Source organism: Pseudomonas sp. SH10-3B (assembly GCF_019891415.1).
Taxonomy (GTDB): domain Bacteria; phylum Pseudomonadota; class Gammaproteobacteria; order Pseudomonadales; family Pseudomonadaceae; genus Aquipseudomonas.
The window spans coordinates 153,726-178,105 of record NZ_JAFLXD010000005.1; the positions used below are offsets into that span (position 1 = coordinate 153,726).

Below are 24,380 nucleotides of genomic sequence, written 5' to 3' on the forward strand. Positions count from 1 at the left end.
GATTGTAGTTAGCCCGGTCGAGTTCCCTCGGCGACTAAACAGTTTCCACCTTCAAAATCACACCTTCCTGACCAATCACCCGTACTTGGGCGCCTACAGGGCTGTCCGGGCCGGTGACCATCCACACGCCATCGCCGACTTTTACCTTGCCTCGGCCATCCACAATTGCCTGGTGCACCACGAAGGTGCGACCGATCAGTTCCGAACCGCGTTCGTTCAGCCCCGGCTGGTCGCTGGCTTTGGCACTGCTGCGCTGACGTTTCCACCAGTACACCGCCGTTAATATCGACAACACAGCGAACAGCAACAGTTGCCATTCCAAGCCGAGCGGCGGCACTAAAAACTTGATCACGCCCACCGCTGCCGCTGCGATACCCATCCACAGCAGGTAACCACCTGCGCCGAATACTTCCAGAATCAATAGCACCGTACCCAGCGCCAGCCAATCCCAGAACGAAAGATGTTGCAGGAAATCCCACATGGCGATGGCCTCAACCTTTCTTGCTGTCGAACGTTGCCTTGACGATCTCGCCGATACCGCCGACCGCACCGATCACCTGGCTCGCTTCCAGCGGCATCAGGATCACTTTGCTGTTATTGGCCGATGCCAGCTTGCCGAGGGCATCGATGTATTTCTGTGCGACGAAGTAGTTGATGGCCTGCACGTTGCCGGTGGCGATCGCTTCGGAAACGACCTGGGTCGCACGGGCTTCTGCCTCTGCCTGGCGCTCGCGGGCTTCAGACTCCAGGAACGCGGCCTGCCGGCCACCTTCGGCTTCCAGGATCTGCGCCTGCTTCTTGCCCTCGGCAGTCAGGATCGCCGACGCCCGCAGGCCCTCGGCCTCAAGGATCTGTGCACGCTTGATCCGCTCGGCTTTCATCTGCCCAGACATGGCGGCCATCAGGTCGGCGGGTGGGCTGATGTCCTTGATCTCGATCCGGGTGATCTTGATACCCCATGGCGCCGTGGCTTCATCGACGGTGCGCAGCAGCTTTTCGTTGATACCGTCGCGCTGGCTGAGCATGGCATCCAACTCCATGGAGCCGAGCACCGTGCGGATATTGGTTTGCAGCAGGTTGCGGATGGCATGTTCGAGGTTGTTGACCTCGTAGGCGGCCTGGGCGGTATTGACCACCTGGAAGAAGCACACGGCGTCGATCTGCACGGTGGCGTTATCGGCGGTGATCACTTCCTGTGGCGGAATATCCAGCACGCTTTCCATCACGTTGATCTTGCGACCGATGCGGTCCATGACCGGGATGATGATGTTCAGGCCTGGCTTGAGGGTGTTGGTGTAGCGGCCGAAACGCTCGACGGTCCACTGGTAGCCCTGAGGCACCACCTTGAAGCCCATGAACAGGATGGCGGCGGCCAAGCCCACGAAAAGAAGCAGGACGGTTCCGATCTGCATAATGATTCCCTATCTGATGGTGTCAGTTAAACGAACGTTCGGCTGAGTGTAACGGTCTTGTCACCGATAAGAACGGTTTCAGCACGTGGTACTCAACGGATTTGTTACCGAATCCCCAGGCGTCGCGCGCAGCACTTCGACCATCGTGGTCAGTCCTGCCTGTACTTTCCCGATGCCGGCCATGCGCAGGCTGCACATGCCTTGCGTAACCGCCGCCCGACGTAGGGACTGCACGTCGGTCCCGGGCACGATCAGGGCCTTGAGCGATTCATCCAGCACCATGATCTCGTAGACCCCAGCGCGCCCGCGAAACCCGCTGTTTCGACATTCCGCACACCCAACCGCCTCGTGGGCATCGCCCGCCGCCCGCTTGCAATGGGGGCATAACAGCCGCACCAAGCGCTGTGCCATCACCCCCAACAATGTGGCCTTGATCAAATAATGAGCAATGCCCAGTTCCTGTAAGCGGCTGATGGCGCTGGGCGCATCGTTGGTGTGCAGCGTCGAGAGCACCAAGTGCCCGGTCAGTGCGGCCTGGATCGCCATTTCGGCGGTTTCCTGGCCGCGGATCTCGCCGATCATGATGATGTCCGGATCCTGGCGCAGCAGGGCTCGGATGCCGCTGGCGAAGGTCAGGTCGATATTGTGTTGCACCTGCATTTGGTTGAACGCCGGCTCGACCATTTCGATTGGGTCTTCCACGGTGCAGAGGTTGATCTCCCGGTTCGCCAGTTGCTTGAGCGTGGTGTAGAGGGTGCTGGTCTTGCCCGAGCCGGTAGGGCCCGTGACGAGGATGATGCCGTTGGTCTGGCGGGTCATGGCATGCCATCGCTGTTGGTCCTCGGCGGACAAACCGAGCTGGTCAAAGTCCTTGAGCAGCACCTGCGGATCGAAAATCCGCATCACCAGTTTTTCCCCAAAGGCGGTGGGCAGGGTCGACAGACGCAACTCGACTTCTGCGCCCGCGGGACTTTTGGTCTTGACCCGACCATCCTGGGGTTTGCGTTTTTCCGCCACGTTCATGCGGCCCAGGCTTTTCAGGCGGCTTACCACCGCCATCGTCACCTGGGGCGGAAATTGATAAACGTCGTGCAGCAGCCCATCGATGCGAAAGCGCATGCGGCCTTGTTCACGGCCCGGCTCGATATGAATATCGCTGGCCCGCTGGGCAAAGGCGTACTGCAACAGCCAGTCGACGATATTGACGATATGCGCGTCGTTGGCGTCCGGTTCCTGCTCGCCGGCGCCGAGGTTGAGCAACTCGAAATTGCCAGGCGCTGCGACCTTTTGATCGGCACTGCTGACGGACTTCGCCAACCGGTAAAATTCGTTGATACAACGCTGAATGTCCTGGGGGTTGGCAACCACGCGCTTGATCGAGCGCTTGAGCACCTGTGCCAGTCCTGACTCCCAACGGGTGACGTGGGGCTGGGCGCTGGCAACGGTGACGGTTTGCGCGTCCACGGCCACTGCAAGGATGCTGTGGCGCTGGGCAAACGCGTGGGACATCAGCGGCACCACCGCTGCGACATCGATCTTCAGCGGGTCGATACGCCAATAGGGTTGCCCGACATGCCGAGCCAGCCATTGGGTCAGGGTTTCCAGGGAAGGCCCATGGGCAGCGATGCATTCCAGCGGATGCTGGGCGTTGCCGGCTGGCAGCGCGGATAAGCGCTGAGCGATGTCGGCAGTGATCAACCCTGCCTCGACCAAGGCCGGAAGCAATTGATGCAGTTCCAATCGGTGCTCAACAGACATGAAGGTCTTCCTGGGTAGCCTCGAACGAAATTTCAGGCTAGCCGCACCTCGGATATCCTCCTCCCAGGGTATGTTGCAGGCCTTTACTGAGCGGCCACCGCCACTGCTTCAGGCCCCACGCAATCAGCTGGCCACACTTGCAGCGTGCACACGCTGATCAGGTTTCGAATCTTTTCCCCGATGACTTGGGCCCGGTGCCAGCTCAGGCCATCCATCACGATATCGATACTCAGCAGGTCTTCTTTGCGGTCAACGGTGACCTGGCTCGGCGTCAAGAACTGCAACGCAAAATAGTTGAGTACGCGGCACAGCACATCAGGCTCCGCCTCGGCGATGATCTGGTAACGCGCCTGGCAATGGGTGCTGGTGACACACCACGCATCGACGCGGCTCAGGGTGTGGGTGGTTTCGACGGCATGCATGCTGACTCTCCAGATTCGACTGGAGAAATTTTTACATTCGCTTCGGGAGATTTCTTATCTAAAATGAGCCAGATTTGCCAGTAATCGAATAGATCAATTCAAGAAAGCACCATTAAAAGGTATTTCTATGCATAGCGAGTTGGACGCCTACGATCGCCGCATCCTGGCCCTGCTGCAAGAGGACGCCTCGCTGTCGAGCGCACAGATCGCCGAACAGGTCGGCCTGTCCCAGTCGCCGTGCTGGCGGCGCATCCAGCGGCTCAAGGAGGAAGGGGTAATTCGCGGCCAGGTCACCCTGCTGGATCGCAAGAAGATCGGCCTCAATACGCAGATTTTTGCCGAGGTCAAACTCAACGCCCACGGTCGATCCAACTTCACCGAGTTCACCGAAGCGATTCGTGGGTTCCCTGAAGTATTGGAGTGCTATGTGCTGATGGGGGCGGTGGATTTTCTGCTGCGCATCGTGACGTCGGACATTGAGGCGTACGAGCGGTTTTTCTTTGAGAAGCTGTCGATGGTGCCGGGCATTCAGGAGGTCAACTCGATTGTGGCCTTGTCTGAGATCAAGTCGACCACCAGCTTGCCAGTATTGCGCTGACCAGACCGGCGTCATTGGGGGCAAGCCGATTCGACTTGCCCCCGCTGGCGATATTACAGGCGCAGGAGGGTCTTCCAGGCACGGTTCTGATACACCGCAATCGCCTGATGCATGCGCGCATCCAGCGACTCGTCGGTGATCGGCTGGTTGGCCAGTTGCACCAACTTGTTCAGCTCGCCGTACAAGCGGTCCAGCTCCGCAATGTCCACCACGTTACGCGCGTGGTGCAGCCAGGCCTGGATGCGCTCGATGCGTGGCAGTTGCTCGGCCAGGTCTTCCGGTTGCTGCTGGTAGCGCGGCAGTTGCAGGGCGACGGCATCGTCGGCCAGCAGGCGCGGCAGCCAGTTGGTGATTTGCGCGGCGCCCTGGCGGTTGCCGCGCACATTGCGGTCGGCGGTCCAGGAGCGGGCCAGCAGCCAGCGGGAGGTGTTCAGTGAGAACAGGCCCCAGCGTACGTCTTCCAGTTCTTCGGCGAACTGTTCTGGAGCGGCTTTACGGATATCTTCGTCGTCGTCACCGGCCTGGACCAGCGGGCGCCAGTCTTCCAGCAAGGCATCCAGGGCGCTGCGCAGTTCGCTGGTGGATTGACGCGGTGCGGCCTGGCCGAGGCTGCCAATCAGGGCGCGCAGTTCGCCGAGGTTGTCGACCCAGTTCTGCAGCAGGCGCCAGTGACCATTGAAACGGTATTGCTCGGCCAGGCGCTGGCTGCTGCCCAGCAGGTGCCACATGATTGCGGCGAAGGCATCGTCCAGCGGCATTTCGGCGTGGATCTGCGGCGCCGGCAGGCTCAAGGAGTAGCTGCTGGCGTCATACAGGCGGTAGCCGCGCTCGGCCTTGCTGATGTCACACGGCATCAGGGCCAGGGTCGCGGCCAGCTCGGCGGCCAGTTCCAGCAGGGCCGCCGGTTCGCCTTCGCGCAGTTCCAGTTCCAGCTCGCAGATTTCTTCTTTCTGCTTGCCGACCACCACATGGCCCAGGTCCAGGGCGGCTTCGATCACCACCTTGGCCTTGCCACGGCCCCAGGCGATTTCGGCGCGTTCGCGTACAAAGTCGGTGGTGAAGATCGGCTTGAGGGTCTTTTTGTCCAGCTCGGCCAGTTGCTCGGGCCAGCACTCGCCGTCGAGCTTCTTCACGTCGAGCTTGGCTTTGGGCAGGTCCCAGTTGTACTCATTGCGTTCCGACAAGCCGGCGACGCTTTGGCCACGGGTCTTGAGGGTCTGGATAATGTCGTCACCGTCCTTGCGCAGGCGCAGGGCGACTTTGGCCTGGGCCAGGTCACGTTCAGGGGTGTCGAAGTACTGGTTCATCAACTCACGGCGTTCCCAGCCACTTTTGTTGCGTTTTTTCAGTAGCGGGTGCTCACGCAGCGCAGCGAGTGTTTCGCGGCTGACGCGGAGCTTGATTTCGGTTTCTTTCTGCATGGCCGGAAAATCCAGGATCGGGAGCGCAGCCGGGAAAAAGAGTGGCTGCCAAGGTCGTGCAGTGTACAGGACTGAGCCCGGCAACGTGCCGCAACGGTTTATTGTGTCGTGCAGATGCCTCTATAGTGGGGCTCATCCGGGAAGTTGGGAGACCGCGTATGCCGTTACCGTCCATGAAAGAGCAGTTCGCCGCGTTGATTGCCGCGCCTTCGGTGAGTTGTACCCAAGCGTCTCTCGACCAGACCAATCGTCCGGTGATCGATTTGCTCGCCAGTTGGTTGGGCGATCTGGGTTTCTCCATCGACATCCAGCCCGTGAGCCCCGGCAAATTCAACCTGCTGGCCAGTTTCGGCACTGGCCCCGGCGGCCTGGTGTTGGCCGGCCATAGCGATACCGTTCCTTATGACGCTGCGCTGTGGAAGACCGATCCGCTCAAGCTGACGGAAGTCGACGGCCGCTGGGTAGGATTGGGCAGTTGCGACATGAAGGGTTTTTTCGCGCTGGCGATTGAAGCGGTGTTGCCGTTGCTGGATCAACCGTTCAAGCAACCGCTGCTGATCCTCGCCACCTGCGATGAAGAAAGCTCCATGTCCGGTGCTAGGGCATTGGCCGAAGCCGGTCGTCCATTGGGCCGCGCCGCGGTGATCGGCGAACCCACCGGCCTCAAGCCGATCCGCCTCCACAAAGGCGTGATGATGGAGCGCATCGACATTCTCGGCCAAAGTGGCCATTCGTCGGATCCAAGCCTGGGCCACAGCGCCCTGGAAGCCATGCATGACGCCATCGGCGAGCTGCGCGGCCTGCGCCTGGCCTGGCAGCGCGAGTACCGCAACGCGCAATTCAGCGTGCCGCAACCGACCATGAACTTCGGCTGTATCCATGGTGGCGACAACCCCAACCGTATCTGCGGCCAGTGCTCCCTGGAATTCGACCTGCGACCTTTGCCGGGCATGGACCCCGAAGTGCTGCGTGCGGCGATCCGGCAAAAGCTCGAACCGCTGGCCGAGCGCCATAAAGTCAAGATCGACTACGCGCCGTTATTCCCTGCAGTGCCGCCGTTCGAACAGGCTGAAGACGCCGAGCTGGTGCGGGTCGCGGAACGATTGACCGGGCATCGTGCCGAAGCAGTAGCGTTCGGCACCGAAGCGCCTTATCTTCAGCGCCTTGGTTGTGAAACCCTGGTGCTGGGCCCTGGCGATATTGCGTGTGCCCACCAACCCGGCGAGTACCTCGAAATGTCACGCTTGACGCCTACAGTGCGTCTATTGCGGGAACTGATCGAACATTACTGCCTGAAACCTGCGTAAATTAACCCCTGTCCATTCGTACATAAGGAGAGCGAGCGTGTCGCCAAGCCTGTTCCGACGATAACCATCAGCCCGCTGTGCGTTTTCACGACTCATCCTTTTTCGGCTGCTTCTTATTACAGGCCCAGGTTCCATGCCCGACTACGTTAATTGGCTTCGTCACGCTTCGCCCTACATCAATGCCCACCGCGACTGCACCTTTGTCGTCATGCTGCCGGGCGATGGTGTGGATCATCCGAACTTCGGCAATATCGTCCACGACCTGGTGCTGCTCCACAGCCTGGGCGTGCGCCTGGTGCTGGTGCACGGATCGCGCCCGCAGATCGAAGCGCGCCTTGAAGCGCGCGGCCTGATCCCGGCGTATCACGAAGGTATGCGCATCACCGATGCGGCGACGCTGGAGTGCGTCATCGACGCGGTCGGCCACCTGCGTATCGCCATCGAAGCGCGCTTGTCGATGGACATGGCCTCGTCGCCGATGCAGGGCTCGCGCCTGCGGGTGGCCAGCGGCAACCTGGTGACGGCACGTCCTATCGGCGTGCTGGAAGGCGTGGACTATCACCACACCGGCGAAGTGCGCCGGGTCGACCGCAAAGGCATCAATCGCCTGCTGGACGAGCGCTCGATTGTGCTGCTGTCGCCCCTGGGCTATTCGCCTACGGGTGAGATCTTCAACTTGGCCTGCGAAGACGTCGCCACCCGCGCCGCCATTGACCTGGGGGCCGATAAGTTGCTGCTGTTCGGTGCCGATCTCGGCCTGATCGATGAAAATGGCCGCCTGGTGCGTGAGTTGCGTCCGCAGCAAGTACCAGCGCACCTGCAACGCCTGGGCAGCAGTAACTACCAGTCCGAATTGCTCGATGCGGCGGCCGAGGCTTGCCGGGGCGGGGTAGGGCGCAGCCATATCGTCAGCTACGCCGAAGACGGCGCGTTGCTCACCGAGCTGTTTACCCGCGATGGCGGCGGTACGCTGGTGGCCCAGGAGCAATTCGAACTGGTGCGCGAGGCGGCGATTGAAGACGTCGGCGGCCTGCTCGACCTGATCAGCCCCTTGGAAGAGCAGGGCATCCTGGTACGCCGCTCGCGGGAAGTGCTGGAGCGTGAGATCGAGCAGTTCAGCGTGGTGGAGCGCGAAGGCATGATCATCGCCTGTGCGGCGTTGTATCAGATCGCCGATTCGGACGCGGGTGAACTGGCGTGCCTGGCGGTGAACCCGGAGTATCGCCATGGCGGGCGCGGTGATGAGCTGCTTGAGCGCATCGAGACGCGTGCCCGTGCCCAGGGGTTGAAGACCTTGTTCGTGCTTACCACACGCACTGCCCACTGGTTCCGTGAGCGCGGTTTTGTGCCGAGCAGCGTAGACCGTCTGCCATCCGCGCGGGCGTCGCTCTACAACTACCAGCGTAACTCGAAGATTTTCGAGAAGGCCTTGTAAAGCCCTACCCCCCCAAGTCACTGGGCAGGCTCGTGTAAGAGCCTGCCCGCGTCGCAGGCCAATCTGGCGTGCCGTCACGCACGACTAAAGTTTAAGAATTCTTGATCTGACGCCGATAACAGGATGGCGGATACGGATAGATTGTGGGAGCCCACAAACACTTGAATCGTCGAATGGGCGGCTTTGACACCAAAAGAAACTATTAGTGACACAAAAACTGTAACAAATTGACGGGAGGATGTGCCTTTGGCCATCATGGCGTCGCCTTTTTGATCGTGGGTGACGTATGCGGCAGACCGGCCACGCTAATCGATCTAAAAAAGCGCTAATAAATACCCTTTAGGAATTAGCTTGTTGAGCGGATGGTCTATGCTGGCCTGTTCGCATCACGGAAAGGCTTATTCCTGAATCGTATGAAAAAGAATGAAATAATTCTTTTTGGGTGTATGAAAAACTCATTACCCTGCAGGGACCAAATCAACGGTGGTTAGACGAAGGTAGTAGACACACAAGGTTACGATTGACTTGTCAGTCACTATCCGGTGCTAATCGCGCATCTGTGGATCGAGGGCGTCAGACCCGAGACCAAAGAAATACAAAAATTAGAAATGAGAGGAGCGGTACATGAAGAAGTCCACCTTGGCGCTGTCTGTAGCTTTGGGCGTAATCGCTCAGCAAGCAGGCGCTGCCGGTTTCATCGATGACAGTAAAGTAACTCTGGGTCTGCGTAACTTTTACATCAATACCGACAACCGTGACTCGGCTGCCGGCACTGCAGCCAACAAGCGCGCTGGTGTTCAGAGCAAGCAAGAAGAATGGGGCCAAGGCTTCGACCTGCGCTTCATCTCCGGTTACACCCAAGGCACCGTAGGCTTCGGTCTTGACGCTATCGGCCTGCTGGGTGTTCGCCTGGATTCCGGCGGCGGCACCAACGGCGCTACTGCCTCGTCCTACGGCGGCACTGTGTTCCCGAGCAAGTCCAATGGCGAAGCTGTTGATAACTACTCGAGCCTGGGCCTGACTGCCAAAGCCAAGATCTCCCAGACCGAACTGAAGCTGGGTACCCTGCAGCCTAAGCTGCCGGTTATCGTGACCAACGACGGTCGTCTGCTGCCGCAGACTTTCCAAGGTGGCCAGATCACTACCAACGACATCAAAGACTTGACGCTGGTTGCCGGTCAGATCGAAAAAGCCAAGGGTCGTAACTCCAGCAACGTCGACAACCTGTCGATCTCGGGTGCCAACTCCCGTGGCGCCAACTGGCGTGACAGCAACAAGTTCTACTACGCCGGTGGTGACTACAAGATCACCAAGGACCTGACTGCCCAGTACTACTACGGCAACCTGGAAGACTTCTACAAGCAGCACTTCCTGGGTCTGACCCACAACTGGGCCATCGGTCCTGGCGTATTGAAGTCTGACCTGCGTTATTTCCACAGCTCCGATGACGGTAAGAACGGCAACGAGTCGGCTTACTTCTCCTCGGGCAACTACAGCGGCGTCAACTCCGGTCGCGGCAAGGTGGATAACAACCTGTACAGCGGCCTGTTCCTGTACACCTTGGGCGGCCACACCTTCGGTGGTGGTTACCAGGTCAGCAACGGTAGCAGCGACTTCCCTTGGTTGAACCAGGGCGACGGTTCGTCGGCTTACCTGACCACTGACATGCAGATCGCTAAGTTCGCCCGTGCCGGCGAACGTACCTGGCAAGCTCGCTACGCTTATGACTTCGCCAAGGTTGGCGTGCCTGGCTTGACCGCTGGTGTTGTGTACCTCAAGGGTACTGACATCGACACCGTCAACGGTAGCCGTGCCGAGTTCACCGGCCAGTCCGAGTGGGAGCGCGATATCACTGTTGCCTACGTAGTGCCAGAAGGCCTGTTCAAAAACGTCGGCGTCGCCTGGAAAAACGCTATGTGGCGCAACGATGTCGCTGCCGCGCGCGATCAAGACGAAAACCGTGTAATCGTCAGCTACACCTACGCATTCAAGTAACTGCGTAAAACCTTGCCTGGCGCACTGCCGGGCAAGGTGTCTTGCATTTCAAGTCGGGCTAAACCCCCGCAAGCCCTTCCTGAACCCCTCTTTGTACAGCGTCTCAAGGCCTTCTCGAACCTTGGAACCGATGTTGCGCCTCCCCATTTCCCACGTCCAATGAACACATTTTTAATATTCCTTTATCGTCTAGATAAATCGATATTTATTCTTTTTAAATAATCCGTAATCCATGCACAGTGGACTCCATAAGCACTCACCAGGAGCCACACCATGAGCCTAAGACTGGGCGACATCGCCCCCGACTTCGAACAGGATTCCAGCGCCGGCAAGATTCGTTTCCACGAATGGCTGGGCGACAGCTGGGGTGTGTTGTTTTCCCACCCGGCGGACTTTACCCCGGTGTGCACCACGGAGCTGGGCTTTACCGCCAAGCTCAAGGACGAATTCGCCAAGCGCGGCGTCAAGGCCATTGCCCTGTCGGTAGACCCGGTGGACTCGCACCACAAGTGGATCGAAGACATCAACGAAACCCAGGATACCGTCGTCAATTTCCCGATCCTGGCCGACGCCGACCGCAAGGTTTCGGACCTCTACGACCTGATCCACCCGAACGCCAGTGACACCCTCACCGTGCGTTCCTTGTTCGTGATCGACCCGAACAAGAAGGTCCGCCTGACCATCACCTACCCGGCCAGCACCGGCCGTAACTTCCACGAAATCCTGCGGGTCATCGACTCGCTGCAACTGACCGACAACTACAAAGTCGCCACCCCCGCCAACTGGCAGGACGGTGATGAAGTGGTGATCGTGCCGTCGCTCAAGGACGAGGAAGAGATCAAGAAGCGCTTTCCGAAGGGCTATCGGGCGGTGAAGCCGTATTTGCGGCTTACTCCACAGCCCAATCGTTGACGCTGAATCACAACAGGGGTTTTCAGGCCGTTTTTACGGCCTTTTTTTTCGCCTGGCGACTTATAAATCTCATATGCATTTATAGAATAAACAAATGAAAAAATAAGATTTATAGATATATAAATCTGCTGATAAGGTCTGTTCCATCTTGGCGCCATCGCCACACAGCGAACCGCCGGCACTTGCTCAAGGAAATCCTGCATGTTGGTCGTAACACTTGGAGGCAGTCCCAGCCAGCGTTCCCGCTCCGGGGTCTTGCTGGAAAAAACCCGTCAGTGGTTGCAAGACAAGGGCGTGGAAGTGGTGAGTTACCAGATACGGGACTTCCCGGCTGAAGACTTGCTGCATGCACGCTTCGACAGCCCCAAGGTCATTGACCTGCTGCAACAGGTGGCTAACGCGGATGGCCTGGTGATCGCCACGCCGGTGTACAAGGCGTCGTTCTCCGGCGCGTTGAAAACCGTGCTCGACCTGCTGCCCGAACGCGCCCTGGCCCACAAGGTTGTGCTGCCGATGGCGACCGGCGGCAGCATCGCCCACATGCTGGCGGTGGACTACGCGTTGAAGCCAGTGTTGTCGGCCCTCAAAGCCCAGGAATTGCTCCACGGGATTTTCGCCGAAGACAGCCAGATCGCCTATGGCGAAGGCAGTGTCCAGGCGCAACTGGTGCCGGTCCTCGAACACCGTTTGCACGAGGCCCTGGAGACGCTTTACGGCGCCATGGCCCGTCGTCCGAAACCGTTGGACCCGCATGTGTTGAATGAACGTTTGTTGAGTGCTCGCTGGAGCATTTAAGTCAGCCTCACCGCTATATAGATGTACTCACCTTACTCAGCCGCCAACGGCCAAGCAGGTGCAGCCAACCCCCTTATCGCACTATTTGGAGAGAGCGCCATGCGCACTGTCATCTTGCGTCGTGGTCTGGTCGCACTGTTTGCTGCGGCTGTGTCCTTCGGCGCCATTGTTCAAGCTCAAGCTGCCGAGACCCTGCGGATCGGTTACCAGAAATACGGCACGCTGGTGCTGCTCAAGGCCAAGGGCACCCTGGAAAAACGCCTGGCGGCCCAAGGCGTCAATGTCCAATGGACCGAGTTTCCCGGCGGCCCGCAATTGCTCGAAGGCCTGAACGTCGGCTCCATCGACTTCGGTGTCACCGGGGAAACCCCGCCGGTCTTCGCCCAGGCCGCCGGTGCCGACCTGCTCTACGTGGCCTACGAACCGCCAGCGCCAACCAGTGAAGCGATCCTGGTGCCGAAAGACTCGACGATCAAATCGGTGGCCGAGCTCAAGGGCAAGAAAGTCGTGCTCAACAAAGGCTCCAACGTGCACTACCTGCTGGTGCGCGCCCTGGAAGACGCCGGCCTGAAATACACCGACGTGCAGACCGTCTTCCTGCCGCCCGCCGATGCCCGTGCCGCCTTCGAGCGTGGCAGTGTGGATGCGTGGGTGATCTGGGACCCGTACCAGGCCGCCGCCGAGAAACAACTGCAAGCGCGCACCCTGCGTGACGGCACCGGCATTGCCGACAACCACCAGTTCTACCTGGCCACCAAGCCTTACGCCGAAAAGCACCCTGAAGTGGTCAAGGCGCTGATCGAAGAAGTGCGCGCCGTGGGCGAATGGTCCAAGGCCAACCCTCAGGAAGTGACCGAGCAAGTCGCGCCGCTGCTGGGCCTGCCGGCAGACATCACCCTGACCTCGGTGAAACGCCAGGGCTACGGCGCGTTGTTCCTGACCCCGGAAGTGGTGGCGGCCCAGCAGAAAATCGCCGACAGCTTCTACCAACTCAAATTGATCCCCAAGCCCTTGAGCATCAAGGACGTGATCTGGACGCCACCTGCCGCCGTGGCTAAAGCACCGTAATCCGATTTCTTCAGGAGACAACTCCATGAGCCTCAATATTTTCTGGTTCCTGCCTACCCACGGCGACGGCCATTACCTTGGCACCGCCGAAGGCGCTCGCGCCGTTGATCACGGTTATCTGCAGCAAGTGGCCCAGGCCGCCGACCGCCTGGGATTCGGCGGGGTGCTGATCCCCACCGGTCGCTCCTGCGAAGACTCGTGGTTGGTGGCCGCCTCGCTGATCCCGGTGACCCAGCGGTTGAAATTCCTTGTCGCACTGCGCCCTGGGATCATTTCCCCGACGGTAGCCGCGCGTCAGGCCGCGACCCTGGACCGCCTGTCCGGCGGCCGTGCGTTGTTCAACCTGGTGACCGGTGGCGACCCGGAAGAATTGGCCGGCGATGGCTTGTTCCTCAGTCATGAAGAGCGCTATCAGGCCTCGGTGGAATTCACCCGCATCTGGCGGCGCGTGCTGGAAGGCGAAACCGTGGATTACGACGGCGAGCACATCAGCGTCAAAGGCGCCAAGTTGCTTTACCCGCCGATCCAGCAACCACGCCCGCCGCTGTACTTCGGCGGTTCCTCCGAAGCGGCCCAGGACCTGGCCGCCGAACAAGTGGAGATGGTGCTGACCTGGGGCGAGCCACCGGCCGCAGTCGCCGAGAAGATCGAACAGGTGCGGGCCAAGGCAGCGAAACTCGGGCGCACCGTGCGCTTCGGTATTCGTCTGCATGTGATCGTGCGCGAAACCAACGAGGAGGCCTGGAAAGCCGCCGACAAACTGATCTCCCATCTGGACGACGACACCATCGCCCGTGCCCAGGCTTCCCTGGCGCGCTTCGATTCCGTCGGCCAGCAGCGCATGGCGGCCTTGCATGGGGGCAACCGCGACAACCTGGAAGTCAGCCCCAACCTGTGGGCCGGTGTCGGCCTGGTACGTGGCGGTGCGGGCACCGCGCTGGTGGGCGATGGCCCGACCGTAGCCGAGCGCGTCAAGGAGTACGCAGCGCTGGGCATCGACACCTTTATCTTCTCCGGTTATCCACACCTGGAAGAGTCCTATCGGGTCGCCGAGCTGCTGTTCCCACACCTGGACATCGAACGTCCCGAGCTGCCAAAAAGCGCCGGTTACGTAAGCCCGTTCGGCGAAATGGTCGCCAACGACATCCTTCCCAAAGCTGCGTCACAGAGCTGAGGCGGCGCCATGAATTTTGAAAAATTGAGCCATCGCGTGGCGCCCTGGGTGCTGCCGATTCTATTGCTGGCGGTGTGGCAGTTGTCAGTGTCGGCGGGTTGGTTGTCGACACGCATCCTGCCGGCGCCCAGCGCGGTGATTGAGGCCGGGGTCAACCTGGTGCGCAGCGGCGAAATCTGGACGCACCTGGCTATCAGTGGCTGGCGGGCCGGCCTGGGCTTTGTGATCGGTGGCAGCATCGGTCTGGCGCTGGGGTTTATCACTGGCCTGTCGACGTGGGGTGAACGCCTGCTGGATAGCTCGGTGCAGATGATCCGCAACGTGCCGCACCTGGCGCTGATTCCGCTGGTGATCCTGTGGTTCGGCATCGACGAGACCGCAAAGATTTTCCTGGTGGCCCTCGGCACGCTGTTCCCGATCTACCTGAACACTTACCACGGCATCCGCAACGTCGACCCGGCGCTGGTGGAAATGTCGCGCAGCTATGGCTTGTCCGGTTTCAGCCTGTTCTGGCAAGTGATCCTGCCGGGCGCGCTGCCGTCGATCCTGGTGGGCGTGCGCTTTGCCCTGGGCTTTATGTGGCTGACGCTGATCGTGGCGGAAACCATCTCTGCCAGCTCCGGGATTGGCTACCTGGCGATGAACGCCCGCGAATTCCTGCAAACCGACGTGGTGGTGTTGGCCATCGTGATGTACGCCATCCTCGGCAAGCTGGCCGACCTGGCCGCGCGCGGTCTGGAACGTGTTTGGCTGCGCTGGCACCCGGCGTATCAAGTCCATAAAGGAGGTGCGGCATGACCGCTCAACAACCTCCGCGCCTGCTGAAGGGGATTCCCCTGGCGGTGCGCAAATTGCGCAAGGCCTTCGGCGCGCGGGAAGTGCTCAAGGAAATCGACCTGCACATTCCAGCGGGCCAGTTCGTGGCCGTGGTCGGTCGCAGTGGCTGCGGTAAAAGTACCTTGCTGCGCCTGCTGGCCGGCCTCGACAAAGCCAGCGGCGGTGAGCTGCTGGCCGGTTCGGCGCCGCTGAGCGAGGCGATTGAAGACACGCGGTTGATGTTCCAGGAAGCGCGCCTGCTGCCGTGGAAAAAGATCATCGACAACGTCGGCCTGGGCCTTAAAGGCAACTGGCGCCCTAAAGCCTTGGAAGCCCTGGAAGCGGTCGGCCTGGCCGAGCGTGCCAATGAGTGGCCGGCGGCCTTGTCCGGTGGCCAGAAGCAGCGTGTGGCCTTGGCTCGCGCCTTGATCCACCAGCCGCGTCTGCTGTTGCTCGACGAACCGCTGGGCGCACTGGATGCCCTGACCCGTATCGAGATGCAGCAACTGATCGAAAACCTCTGGCAAAAACACGGCTTCACCGTGTTGCTGGTGACCCATGACGTCAGCGAAGCCGTGGCCATTGCCGACCGTGTGATCCTGATCGAAGACGGCGAAATCGGCCTCGACCTGATCGTCGATCTGCCGCGCCCACGGGCCCGTGGCTCACATCGCCTGGCCGCGCTGGAAGCGCAAGTACTCAACCGCGTGCTGTCGTTGCCCGGCTCGCCGCCCGACCCCGAACCTGTTTCACCGCTGCCTACGCAATTGCGTTGGGCTCAATAACTCACTTGTCCCACGAAGGAAGTCCACCATGACTATTAAAGCCATCAACGTGCGTAACCAGTTCAAAGGCACCATCAAGGAAATCGTCGTCGGCGACGTGCTGTCGGAAATCGACGTGCAGACCGCGTCCGGTATCGTCACTTCCGTGATCACCACCCGCTCGGTCAAAGAGCTGGAGCTGGTGATTGGCAGTGAAGTGATTGCCTTTGTGAAGTCGACTGAGGTGTCGATCGCCAAGTTGTGATTTGCGTCGCTCTTGAGGCCGTCATCGGGGGCTTGCCCCCGATGAGGCCGGCCCAGCCAACCCAGGATTCAGCGCTTAGGCAGATACGCCGGCAAATACAGCCCCACATACGCATCAAACACCCGCATCCCTTCCTCCGCCATACGCGGCGTAATCAGCCCATGCTGATGCACCGAGCGTGCATACACGCGATCACTCAATTCCAACGCCAGCGCAAACACATCCACATCGGTTGGCAAGCTCGGCACTTCGAAATGACGGCTGAACACCTCCAGCATCAAATCCCCCAACTCCAGATCATGCTGGCGGTCCGCCTGGGTCACTTCGGTCAGTCCGTGCTGGGCCAGGATCAGCTGGCGCGCGGCCGCGTCGTTGCTGTAGATGGTCAGCATGCGTTGCTCGACGATGTAGGACAGGTCGCGCCAATGCTTGAGTGAATCGTGGTCGATGGGCGCCTGGATGGCACAGCGGAAGGCCGCATGTACATCGGCGGTCAGTGCCTCCAGCAGTGCCGGCACACTGGCGAAAAAGTGATACACCGACGACGGCGGAATCTGCGCGCGCTCGGCCACGCTGTAGATCGACAAACTCGCCACGCCTTCGGCGGCCAGCAAGGTGCGGGCGGCGTCGAGAATCGCGTCGATCCGCGCCTGGCTGCGGGCACGGGGTTTGCGAAGGGTGGCGGGGCGGGTGGTCATGGAAGTCTCCTACAAGGCAGCGGGCATTGTATGAGCAGGAAGGTGTGTTGTCTTCCAGACCCCTCCCAGACTTTGATCTGTGAATACATTCAAATGTGGGAGGGGGCTTGCCCCCGATGAGGCCAACTCGATCTACCGGAAGAAACCCATAAAAAAACGCCACAGACCAAGGGCCCGCAGCGTTTTTTCAATGCAGCAACCGCTTACACGGTATGCAGGTACCAGTTGTACTCAAGGTCGGAGATGGAGTGTTCGAACTCTTCCAGCTCACTTTCCTTACAGGCGACGAAGATATCGATGTATTTAGGATCGATGTACTTGGCCATCACCTCGCTGTCGTCCAACTCGCGCAGGGCATCGCGCAGGTTGTTCGGCAGGCTCTGTTCGTTCTGCTCATAGCTGTTGCCTTCCACCGGTGCGCCCGGTTCGATCTTGTTGGTCAGACCGTGGTGCACGCCTGCCAGGACCGAAGCCATCAGCAGGTAAGGGTTGGCGTCAGCGCCGGCTACACGGTGTTCGATACGTACGGCGTCGGATGAACCGGTCGGTACGCGAATCGCCACGGTGCGGTTATCCAGGCCCCAGCACGGCGAGTTCGGCACGTAGAACTGTGCGCCGAAACGACGGTAGGAGTTGACGTTAGGGCACAGGAACGCCATTTGGGCGGGCAGGGTCTCCAGCACACCGCCGATCGCGTGACGCAATGCGGCGTTCTGCTCGGGATCCTCGCTGGCAAAGATATTCTTGCCGTCTTTGTCCAGGATCGAAATGTGTACGTGCAACCCGTTGCCTGCCTGGCCTGGGTAAGGCTTGGCCATGAAGGTGGTGTCCATCTCATGGTCGTAGGCGATGTTCTTGATCAGACGCTTGAGCAGTACCGCGTAGTCGCACGCCTTGATCGGGTCGGCCACGTGGTGCAGGTTCACTTCGAACTGCGCCGGGGCACTTTCCTTGACGATGGCGTCGGCCGGAATGCCTTGCTCTTTGGCACCTTCCAGAATGTCCTGGAGGCAGTCGACGTATTCGTCGAGGTCGTCGATCAGGTAGACCTGTGTCGAGTGCGGGCGTTTGCCGGAAATTGGCGAGCGGGGCGGTTGTGGGCGGCCGTTCACGTTCTCCTGGTCGATCAGGTAGAACTCAAGTTCGAAGGCGGCGCAGATGGTCAGACCGAGGTCGTCAAATTTGCTTACAACTTGGCGGAGCACTTCGCGCGGATCGGCGAAGAAAGGTTCACCTTCAAGTTCGTGCATGGTCATCAGCAGTTGCGCGGTAGGGCGCTTTTGCCAGGGCTCATTGCACAGTGTGTCAGGGATTGGATAACAGATTCGGTCAGCATCACCGATGTCCAGGCCCAGGCCGGTGCTTTCCACCGTTGAGCCGTTGATATCCAGGGCAAATAAAGAGGCAGGCAGGTTAATGCCCTTCTCGTAAACCTTGTGGAGGCTGGTGCGTTCGATGCGCTTACCGCGCACCACACCATTCATATCCGCAATTAGAAGGTCTACGTACAGAACCTCAGGATGATCCTTAAGGAACGCGTTCGCTTCGTTAAGCTGAACGGCACGCGGGGGTACCGACATGATGCAACACCTTTGTTGTTAAAAATATCAATCATTGATCTTTTCTGGTTTCAGTCAACCCGAACGGCATGCCGAAGTCAAGCGAGGCCTTTTTTGCCCTAAAAAAGCGCCGTGAAGGCATTTTTGGGGCTTTTTGGGGCGGTTTTTTCGGTTTGACGGGCTTGGGACTCGCAGGCTTGAGCGGGCCGTGTTGTATTTTTTACGGGGGTGTTGTGTAAAAAAATGAACAAGGCTAAGCTCGATTCAAACCCATAACAGCAATAATACCGGGGTGCTTCATGTCTCGCCTGCCGCCACTCGGCGTCTCAGCCTGCTTCAGCCAGGCTTTGTCCGCAGTCCGTTCGTCCCGCGTGAATGCCCACGCACCGGCCAATATTCTTGACGGCCAGTCCGCTCTCATCTTTGCCACGTCGATTGCCACTGACCGGCTCCCATCCGCGCGGCCGCTCATGATTCTGCACGACTTTGGCGTGAGGAATGCAACGCTGCAGCAAATGGCAGGTAAGCTCCTACCCTGAATGAAAAAACGACGCGGATGCTGCGTCAACCAACGCCTGGCCTTTAATGGATGCCAGGAAACCCAGCCCAGAGGCATTTATGAGTAACAACCTCGACCAGCTCACCGATTGGTTGAAAGACCACAAGATCACAGAAGTCGAATGCATGATTGGCGACCTGACCGGTATCACCCGGGGCAAGATCTCGCCGACCAACAAGTTCATCGCCGAAAAAGGCATGCGCCTGCCCGAGAGCGTTCTGTTGCAGACCGTGACCGGCGACTATGTCGAAGACGACATTTACTACGAATTGCTCGACCCGGCCGACATCGACATGATCTGCCGCCCCGACCAGAACGCGGTGTTCCTGGTGCCTTGGGCCATCGAGCCCACCGCCCAGGTGATCCACGACACCTACGACAAGCAAGGCAACCCGATCGAGCTGTCGCCGCGCAACGTGCTCAAGAAAGTCCTCAAGCTCTACGCCGACAAAGGCTGGCAGCCCATCGTGGCGCCGGAGATGGAGTTCTACCTGACCAAACGCTGTGAAGACCCGGACTTCCCGCTGCAACCGCCGATTGGCCGTTCCGGGCGCCCCGAGACCGGTCGCCAGTCCTTCTCTATAGAAGCGGCCAACGAATTCGACCCGTTGTTCGAAGACGTCTACGACTGGTGCGAGCTGCAGGAGCTGGACCTCGACACCCTGATCCACGAAGACGGCACGGCGCAGATGGAAATCAACTTCCGTCACGGCGATGCCCTGTCCCTGGCCGACCAGATCCTGGTGTTCAAGCGCACCATGCGCGAGGCCGCGCTCAAGCACAATGTGGCCGCCACCTTTATGGCCAAGCCAATGACCGGCGAGCCCGGCAGCGCGATGCACTTGCACCAGAGCATCATCGACATCGCCACCGGCAAGAACGTCTTCTCCAATGAAGACGGGAGCATGAGCGAGCTGTTCCTCAACCATATTGGCGGCCTGCAGAAATTCATCCCTGAATTGCTGCCGCTGTTTGCCCCCAACGTGAACTCGTTCCGTCGCTTCCTGCCGGACACCTCGGCGCCGGTGAACGTGGAATGGGGCGAAGAAAACCGCACCGTCGGCCTGCGCGTACCGGATGCCGGCCCGCAGAACCGTCGCGTGGAAAACCGCCTGCCGGGCGCCGACGCCAACCCGTACCTGGCGATTGCCGCCAGCCTGCTGTGTGGCTACATCGGCATGGTCGAAGGCCATAACCCGAGCGCCCCAGTGGTGGGGCGTGGTTACGAGCGACGCAACCTGCGTCTGCCGTTGACCATTGAAGACGCCCTGGAACGCATGGAAAACAGCAAGACCATCGAAAAATACCTGGGTCAGAAATTCATCACAGGGTATGTCGCGGTCAAGCGGGCCGAGCATGAAAACTTCAAGCGCGTGATCAGTTCGTGGGAGCGGGAATTCCTGCTCTTCGCCGTCTGATGCGCCGGGCGCGCCCGTCACACGGCGCGCCCCTCACTGAAAAGTCTAGGAGATTGGTATGTCCAGCAACAACCCGCAAACCCGCGAATGGCAAGCCCTGAGTAGTGATCACCACCTGGCGCCGTTCAGCGACTTCAAGCAATTGAAAGAGAAAGGCCCACGGATCATCACCAAAGCCCACGGCGTGTACCTGTGGGACAGCGAAGGCAACAAGATTCTCGACGGCATGGCCGGCCTGTGGTGCGTGGCGATCGGTTACGGTCGCGATGAACTGGCCGACGCCGCCGCCAAGCAGATGAAAGAACTGCCGTACTACAACCTGTTCTTCCAGACCGCTCACCCGCCAGTGCTTGAGCTGGCCAAGGCGATTTCCGACATCGCACCTGCCGGCATGAACCACGTGTTCTTCACCGGCTCCGGCTCCGAAGGCAACGACACCATGTTGCGCATGGTCCGCCACTACTGGGCGATCAAAGGCCAGCCGAACAAGAAAACCATCATCAGCCGCAAGAATGGCTACCACGGCTCCACCGTGGCTGGCGCGAGCCTGGGCGGCATGACCTATATGCACGAACAGGGTGACTTGCCGATCCCTGGCATCACCCATATCGCCCAGCCGTACTGGTTCGGCGAAGGCGGCGACATGAGCCCCGAAGAGTTCGGGATCTGGGCCGCCAACCAACTGGAAGAGAAGATCCTCGAACTGGGCGTGGACAACGTCGGTGCCTTTATTGCCGAGCCGATCCAGGGCGCCGGTGGCGTGATCGTACCGCCAGCCACTTACTGGCCGCGCATCAAGGAAATACTCGCCAAATACGACATCCTGTTTGTTGCCGACGAAGTGATTTGCGGTTTCGGCCGTACCGGTGAGTGGTTCGGTAGCGACTTCTACGACCTCAAGCCCCACATGATGACCATCGCCAAGGGCCTGACTTCCGGCTACATCCCCATGGGCGGCCTGATCGTGCGCGACGACGTGGTGGCCGTGCTTAATGAAGGCGGTGATTTCAATCACGGTTTCACCTACTCCGGCCACCCGGTGGCAGCGGCAGTGGCCCTGGAAAACATCCGCATCATGCGCGATGAAAAAATCATCGAGCAGGTCAACAGCGAAACGGCACCCTATTTGCAGCGTCGTCTGCGCGAGCTCAATGATCACCCGTTGGTGGGCGAAGTTCGTGGTGTGGGTCTGTTGGGCGCGATTGAACTGGTGCAGGACAAGGCCACGCGCAAGCGTTATGAAGGCAAAGGCGTGGGCATGATTTGCCGCAACTTTTGCTTCAACAATGGCCTGATCATGCGCGCCGTGGGCGACACCATGATCATTTCGCCGCCGCTGGTGATCAGCAAGTCCGAAATCGACGAGTTGGTGACCAAGGCGCGTAAGTGCCTGGACCTGACTTTGGCGGCATTGCAGGGCTAAGTGCTAGGCTCAGTGCGCAGCGCACTGGGCAGTTATAAATGTGGGGGCTTTGGTTGAAAGCCGGCCCCTGAACTTGCCAGACTGTCGCCCTGTTTTGTTGCCCTCTGCAAGGGCCGCGAAACGAAAAAAGAACGTGGCCCAAAAAAGAAAAAATTGGAGCATCACCAAATGAAGGCATTAGGTTTGAAGAACGCTGGCAAGACCCTCCTTGCCTTGTCCCTGATGGGCGCAATGGCGGGCGCGGTCCAGGCAGACGATAAAGTGCTGCACGTCTACAACTGGTCCGACTACATTGCACCGGACACCATCGCCAACTTTGAAAAAGAGTCGGGCATCAAGGTGGTGTACGACGTTTTTGACAGCAACGAGACACTTGAAGCCAAGCTGCTGGCAGGCAAGTCCGGCTACGACATCGTCGTGCCGTCGAACAACTTCCTCGCCAAGCAGATCAAGGCCGGTGTCTACCAGGAGTTGGACAAGTCCAAACTGTCCAACTACGGCAACCTGAACACCTCCCTGCTTAAAGCCGTGTCGGTCAGCGACCCGGACAACAAGCACGCTTTCCCGTACATGTGGGGCTCGATCGGCATCGGCTACAACCCGGAGAAGGTCAAGGCCGCGCTGGGCGTGGACAAGATCGATTCGTGGGACGTGCTGCTCAAGCCTGAAAACATCGCCAAACTCAAAAGCTGCGGCGTGAGCTTCCTCGATTCGCCGACCGAAATGCTGCCGGTCGCGCTGCATTACCTGGGCCTGCCAACCGACAGCCAGAAGAAGGCTGACCTCAAGCAAGCCGAAGACCTGTTCCTGAAGATCCGTCCTTCGATTGGCTACTTCCACTCGTCCAAGTACATCTCCGACCTGGCCAACGGCAACATCTGCGTCGCCGTGGGTTACTCGGGTGACATCCAGCAGGCCAAGTCCCGCGCGGCTGAAGCCGGTGGCAAGGTGAAAGTTGCCTACGACATTCCGAAAGAAGGCGCCGGTAGCTTCTTCGACATGGTCGCCATCCCTAAAGATGCCGAAAACGTCGACGCCGCTTACAAGTTCATGAACTACCTGCTCAAGCCGGAAGTCATGGCTTCGATCACCAACAGCGTGCGTTTCCCGAACGGTAACGAGAAGGCCACCGCACTGGTTGATAAAGACATCACCAGCGACCCGGGCATCTACCCGCCAGCCGATGTGCAAGCCAAGCTCTACGCCATTGCGGACTTGCCGGCTGCCACCCAGCGTGAAATGACGCGCAGCTGGACCAAGATCAAGTCCGGTAAATAAACCGGTCTTTGTTAACCACCGCGCAGCCCGCGGTGGTTAATGAAACAAATAAATGACAGAAAGTTTTGCCGGATCGGTTTATCGAGGGTAAGTTGCGCGCCGGTTTTGTTGCCGGGCAACAACTTTAGGGCCCAACTATTTAAGAGGACCTCCACTTGCCAATTTCTTTATTTCGCCAAGCCTTGCTGGTAGGCGCGGGTCTCACGCTGGCTGTCAGCGTGCAGGCCGCGCAGACTGTGCATATTTATAACTGGTCGGACTACATCGGTACCGACACCCTGGCCAACTTCGAAAAGGCCACCGGCATCAAACCCGTGTATGACGTGTTTGATTCCAACGAAACCCTGGAAGGCAAGTTGCTCGCCGGGCGTACCGGCTACGACGTGGTCGTGCCGTCCAACCACTTCCTCGGCAAGCAGATCAAGGCCGGGGCGTTCCAGAAGCTCGACAAGTCGCTGCTGACTCACTACGCCAACCTGGACCCTGTGCTGCTCAAGCGCCTGGAGAAGAACGACCCGGGCAATCAGTACGCCGTGCCCTACCTGTGGGGTACCAATGGCATCGGTTACAACGTCGCTAAAGTGAAGGAAGTGCTGGGTGTCGACAAGATCGATTCCTGGGCCGTGCTGTTCGAGCCGGAAAACATGAAGAAGCTGGCCACCTGCGGTGTGTCCTTCATGGACTCGGCGGATGAAATGCTGCCGGCGGTGCTCAACTACATGGGCCTGGATCCCAACAGTACCAACCCTGAAGACTACAAGAAGGCCGAAGAAAAGCTGCTCAAAGTGCGGCCCTACGTGACCTATTTCCATTCTTCCAAATACATCTCCGACCTGGCCAACGGCAATATCTGCGTGGCCGCCGGGTTCTCCGGCGATGTGTTCCAGGCCAAGGCCCGTGCGGCCGAGGCTGGCAAAGGCGTGAACATCGCCTACGCGATTCCGAAAGAAGGCGGCAACCTGTGGTTTGACGTGCTGGCGATCCCCAAGGATGCCACCAACGTCAAGGAAGCCCACGCCTACATCAACTATTTGCTGCAACCTGAGGTGATCGCCCAGGTCAGTGATTACGTCGGCTACGCCAACCCTAACCCAGGGGCGGACAAACTGATGAAGCAATCGATACGCACCGACGAAGCGGTTTACCCACCGCAGGCGGTTCTCGACAGGACATTCGTCAACTTCGAGCTACCCCCGAAAGTGCAGCGTTTAATGACCCGTAGTTGGACCAAGGTCAAGACGGGCAAGTAAGGCTCAAACTATCCAGGGTTCGTCCGCCTCGGGCGAACTGCACCGTTTTTTTG

The 24,380-nt window shown here is 59.4% G+C and carries 22 protein-coding genes; 15 read left to right on the top strand and 7 right to left on the bottom strand.

What is annotated here, in order from left to right; translation table 11 throughout:
- Positions 1–34: 34 nt before the first annotated feature.
- The 4 genes from J1G35_RS06140 to J1G35_RS06155 form a co-directional block, all read right to left on the bottom strand.
- Positions 35–481 (bottom strand): NfeD family protein, encoded by a 447-nt coding sequence (locus tag J1G35_RS06140; protein WP_053127841.1) that lies wholly within the window; start codon positions 479–481, stop codon positions 35–37.
- A 10-nt stretch (positions 482–491) separates the two neighbouring features.
- Positions 492–1,412: an SPFH domain-containing protein gene (locus tag J1G35_RS06145; protein WP_053127843.1), complete on the bottom strand. Its 921-nt coding sequence runs from the start codon at positions 1,410–1,412 to the stop codon at positions 492–494.
- A 78-nt stretch (positions 1,413–1,490) separates the two neighbouring features.
- Positions 1,491–3,170, bottom strand: coding sequence for a GspE/PulE family protein (locus tag J1G35_RS06150; RefSeq protein WP_223014090.1), 1,680 nt, complete (start codon positions 3,168–3,170; stop codon positions 1,491–1,493).
- 83 nt (positions 3,171–3,253) lie between these two features.
- Positions 3,254–3,592, bottom strand: coding sequence for a hypothetical protein (locus tag J1G35_RS06155; RefSeq protein WP_053127847.1), 339 nt, complete (start codon positions 3,590–3,592; stop codon positions 3,254–3,256).
- A 127-nt stretch (positions 3,593–3,719) separates the two neighbouring features.
- On the opposite strand from J1G35_RS06155, the gene J1G35_RS06160 reads away from it, so the two are divergent.
- Entirely contained in the window at positions 3,720–4,190 is a 471-nt protein-coding gene (locus tag J1G35_RS06160) for an Lrp/AsnC family transcriptional regulator (protein ID WP_003195279.1), read from the top strand.
- 53 nt (positions 4,191–4,243) lie between these two features.
- On the opposite strand, the gene J1G35_RS06165 is transcribed toward J1G35_RS06160, so the two are convergent.
- Complete coding sequence (locus tag J1G35_RS06165) at positions 4,244–5,611, bottom strand: CYTH domain-containing protein (RefSeq protein WP_223014091.1); 1,368 nt, start codon at positions 5,609–5,611, stop codon at positions 4,244–4,246.
- Positions 5,612–5,769: 158 nt separating this feature from the next.
- Between J1G35_RS06165 and argE the strand changes: the two genes are divergently transcribed.
- The 10 genes from argE to J1G35_RS06215 all read left to right on the top strand — a co-directional run bounded on the left by argE (position 5,770) and on the right by J1G35_RS06215 (position 16,142).
- A complete protein-coding gene (argE, locus tag J1G35_RS06170) occupies positions 5,770–6,918 on the top strand; it encodes an acetylornithine deacetylase (RefSeq protein WP_223014093.1) in 1,149 nt (382 codons plus the stop codon).
- Between the two features lie 133 nt (positions 6,919–7,051).
- Positions 7,052–8,353 (top strand): amino-acid N-acetyltransferase, encoded by a 1,302-nt coding sequence (gene argA, locus J1G35_RS06175; RefSeq protein ID WP_053127853.1) that lies wholly within the window; start codon positions 7,052–7,054, stop codon positions 8,351–8,353.
- Between the two features lie 624 nt (positions 8,354–8,977).
- Positions 8,978–10,348 carry an OprD family porin gene (locus J1G35_RS06180; protein WP_053127855.1) on the top strand — a complete coding sequence of 457 codons (1,371 nt, stop codon included), beginning with the start codon at positions 8,978–8,980 and terminating at the stop codon, positions 10,346–10,348.
- 273 nt (positions 10,349–10,621) lie between these two features.
- Positions 10,622–11,260, top strand: a complete 639-nt coding sequence (locus tag J1G35_RS06185; protein WP_053127857.1) for a peroxiredoxin — start codon at positions 10,622–10,624, stop codon at positions 11,258–11,260.
- A 201-nt stretch (positions 11,261–11,461) separates the two neighbouring features.
- Positions 11,462–12,055, top strand: coding sequence for an NADPH-dependent FMN reductase (gene ssuE, locus J1G35_RS06190; RefSeq protein ID WP_053127859.1), 594 nt, complete (start codon positions 11,462–11,464; stop codon positions 12,053–12,055).
- Between the two features lie 99 nt (positions 12,056–12,154).
- Positions 12,155–13,123: a sulfonate ABC transporter substrate-binding protein gene (locus J1G35_RS06195; RefSeq protein ID WP_053127861.1), complete on the top strand. Its 969-nt coding sequence runs from the start codon at positions 12,155–12,157 to the stop codon at positions 13,121–13,123.
- Between the two features lie 25 nt (positions 13,124–13,148).
- Positions 13,149–14,297 (top strand): FMNH2-dependent alkanesulfonate monooxygenase, encoded by a 1,149-nt coding sequence (gene ssuD, locus J1G35_RS06200; RefSeq protein WP_025857377.1) that lies wholly within the window; start codon positions 13,149–13,151, stop codon positions 14,295–14,297.
- 9 nt (positions 14,298–14,306) lie between these two features.
- A complete protein-coding gene (gene ssuC, locus J1G35_RS06205; protein ID WP_223014095.1) occupies positions 14,307–15,095 on the top strand; it encodes an aliphatic sulfonate ABC transporter permease SsuC in 789 nt (262 codons plus the stop codon).
- Positions 15,092–15,898 carry an aliphatic sulfonates ABC transporter ATP-binding protein gene (gene ssuB / locus J1G35_RS06210; protein ID WP_053127864.1) on the top strand — a complete coding sequence of 269 codons (807 nt, stop codon included), beginning with the start codon at positions 15,092–15,094 and terminating at the stop codon, positions 15,896–15,898. Before ssuC ends, ssuB begins: the two co-directional genes overlap by 4 nt.
- A gap of 28 nt (positions 15,899–15,926) precedes the next feature.
- Complete coding sequence (locus tag J1G35_RS06215) at positions 15,927–16,142, top strand: TOBE domain-containing protein (protein WP_003176783.1); 216 nt, start codon at positions 15,927–15,929, stop codon at positions 16,140–16,142.
- 68 nt (positions 16,143–16,210) lie between these two features.
- On the opposite strand, the gene J1G35_RS06220 is transcribed toward J1G35_RS06215, so the two are convergent.
- Entirely contained in the window at positions 16,211–16,840 is a 630-nt protein-coding gene (locus J1G35_RS06220; RefSeq protein ID WP_223014097.1) for a TetR/AcrR family transcriptional regulator, read from the bottom strand.
- 203 nt (positions 16,841–17,043) lie between these two features.
- On the bottom strand, positions 17,044–18,420 hold the full coding sequence (locus J1G35_RS06225) for a glutamine synthetase family protein (protein ID WP_003213894.1): 1,377 nt from the start codon (positions 18,418–18,420) through the stop codon (positions 17,044–17,046).
- A gap of 597 nt (positions 18,421–19,017) precedes the next feature.
- On the opposite strand from J1G35_RS06225, the gene J1G35_RS06230 reads away from it, so the two are divergent.
- The 4 genes from J1G35_RS06230 to J1G35_RS06245 all read left to right on the top strand — a co-directional run bounded on the left by J1G35_RS06230 (position 19,018) and on the right by J1G35_RS06245 (position 24,327).
- Entirely contained in the window at positions 19,018–20,376 is a 1,359-nt protein-coding gene (locus J1G35_RS06230; RefSeq protein WP_015886417.1) for a glutamine synthetase family protein, read from the top strand.
- A gap of 58 nt (positions 20,377–20,434) precedes the next feature.
- A complete protein-coding gene (locus tag J1G35_RS06235) occupies positions 20,435–21,799 on the top strand; it encodes an aspartate aminotransferase family protein (RefSeq protein WP_053127867.1) in 1,365 nt (454 codons plus the stop codon).
- Positions 21,800–21,982: 183 nt separating this feature from the next.
- Positions 21,983–23,077: a polyamine ABC transporter substrate-binding protein gene (locus J1G35_RS06240; protein ID WP_053128159.1), complete on the top strand. Its 1,095-nt coding sequence runs from the start codon at positions 21,983–21,985 to the stop codon at positions 23,075–23,077.
- A 155-nt stretch (positions 23,078–23,232) separates the two neighbouring features.
- The gene (locus tag J1G35_RS06245; RefSeq protein WP_053127869.1) at positions 23,233–24,327 is read left to right on the top strand and encodes a polyamine ABC transporter substrate-binding protein; all 1,095 of its coding nucleotides are present in this window, start codon (positions 23,233–23,235) and stop codon (positions 24,325–24,327) included.
- The last annotated feature ends 53 nt before the right edge of the window (positions 24,328–24,380 follow it).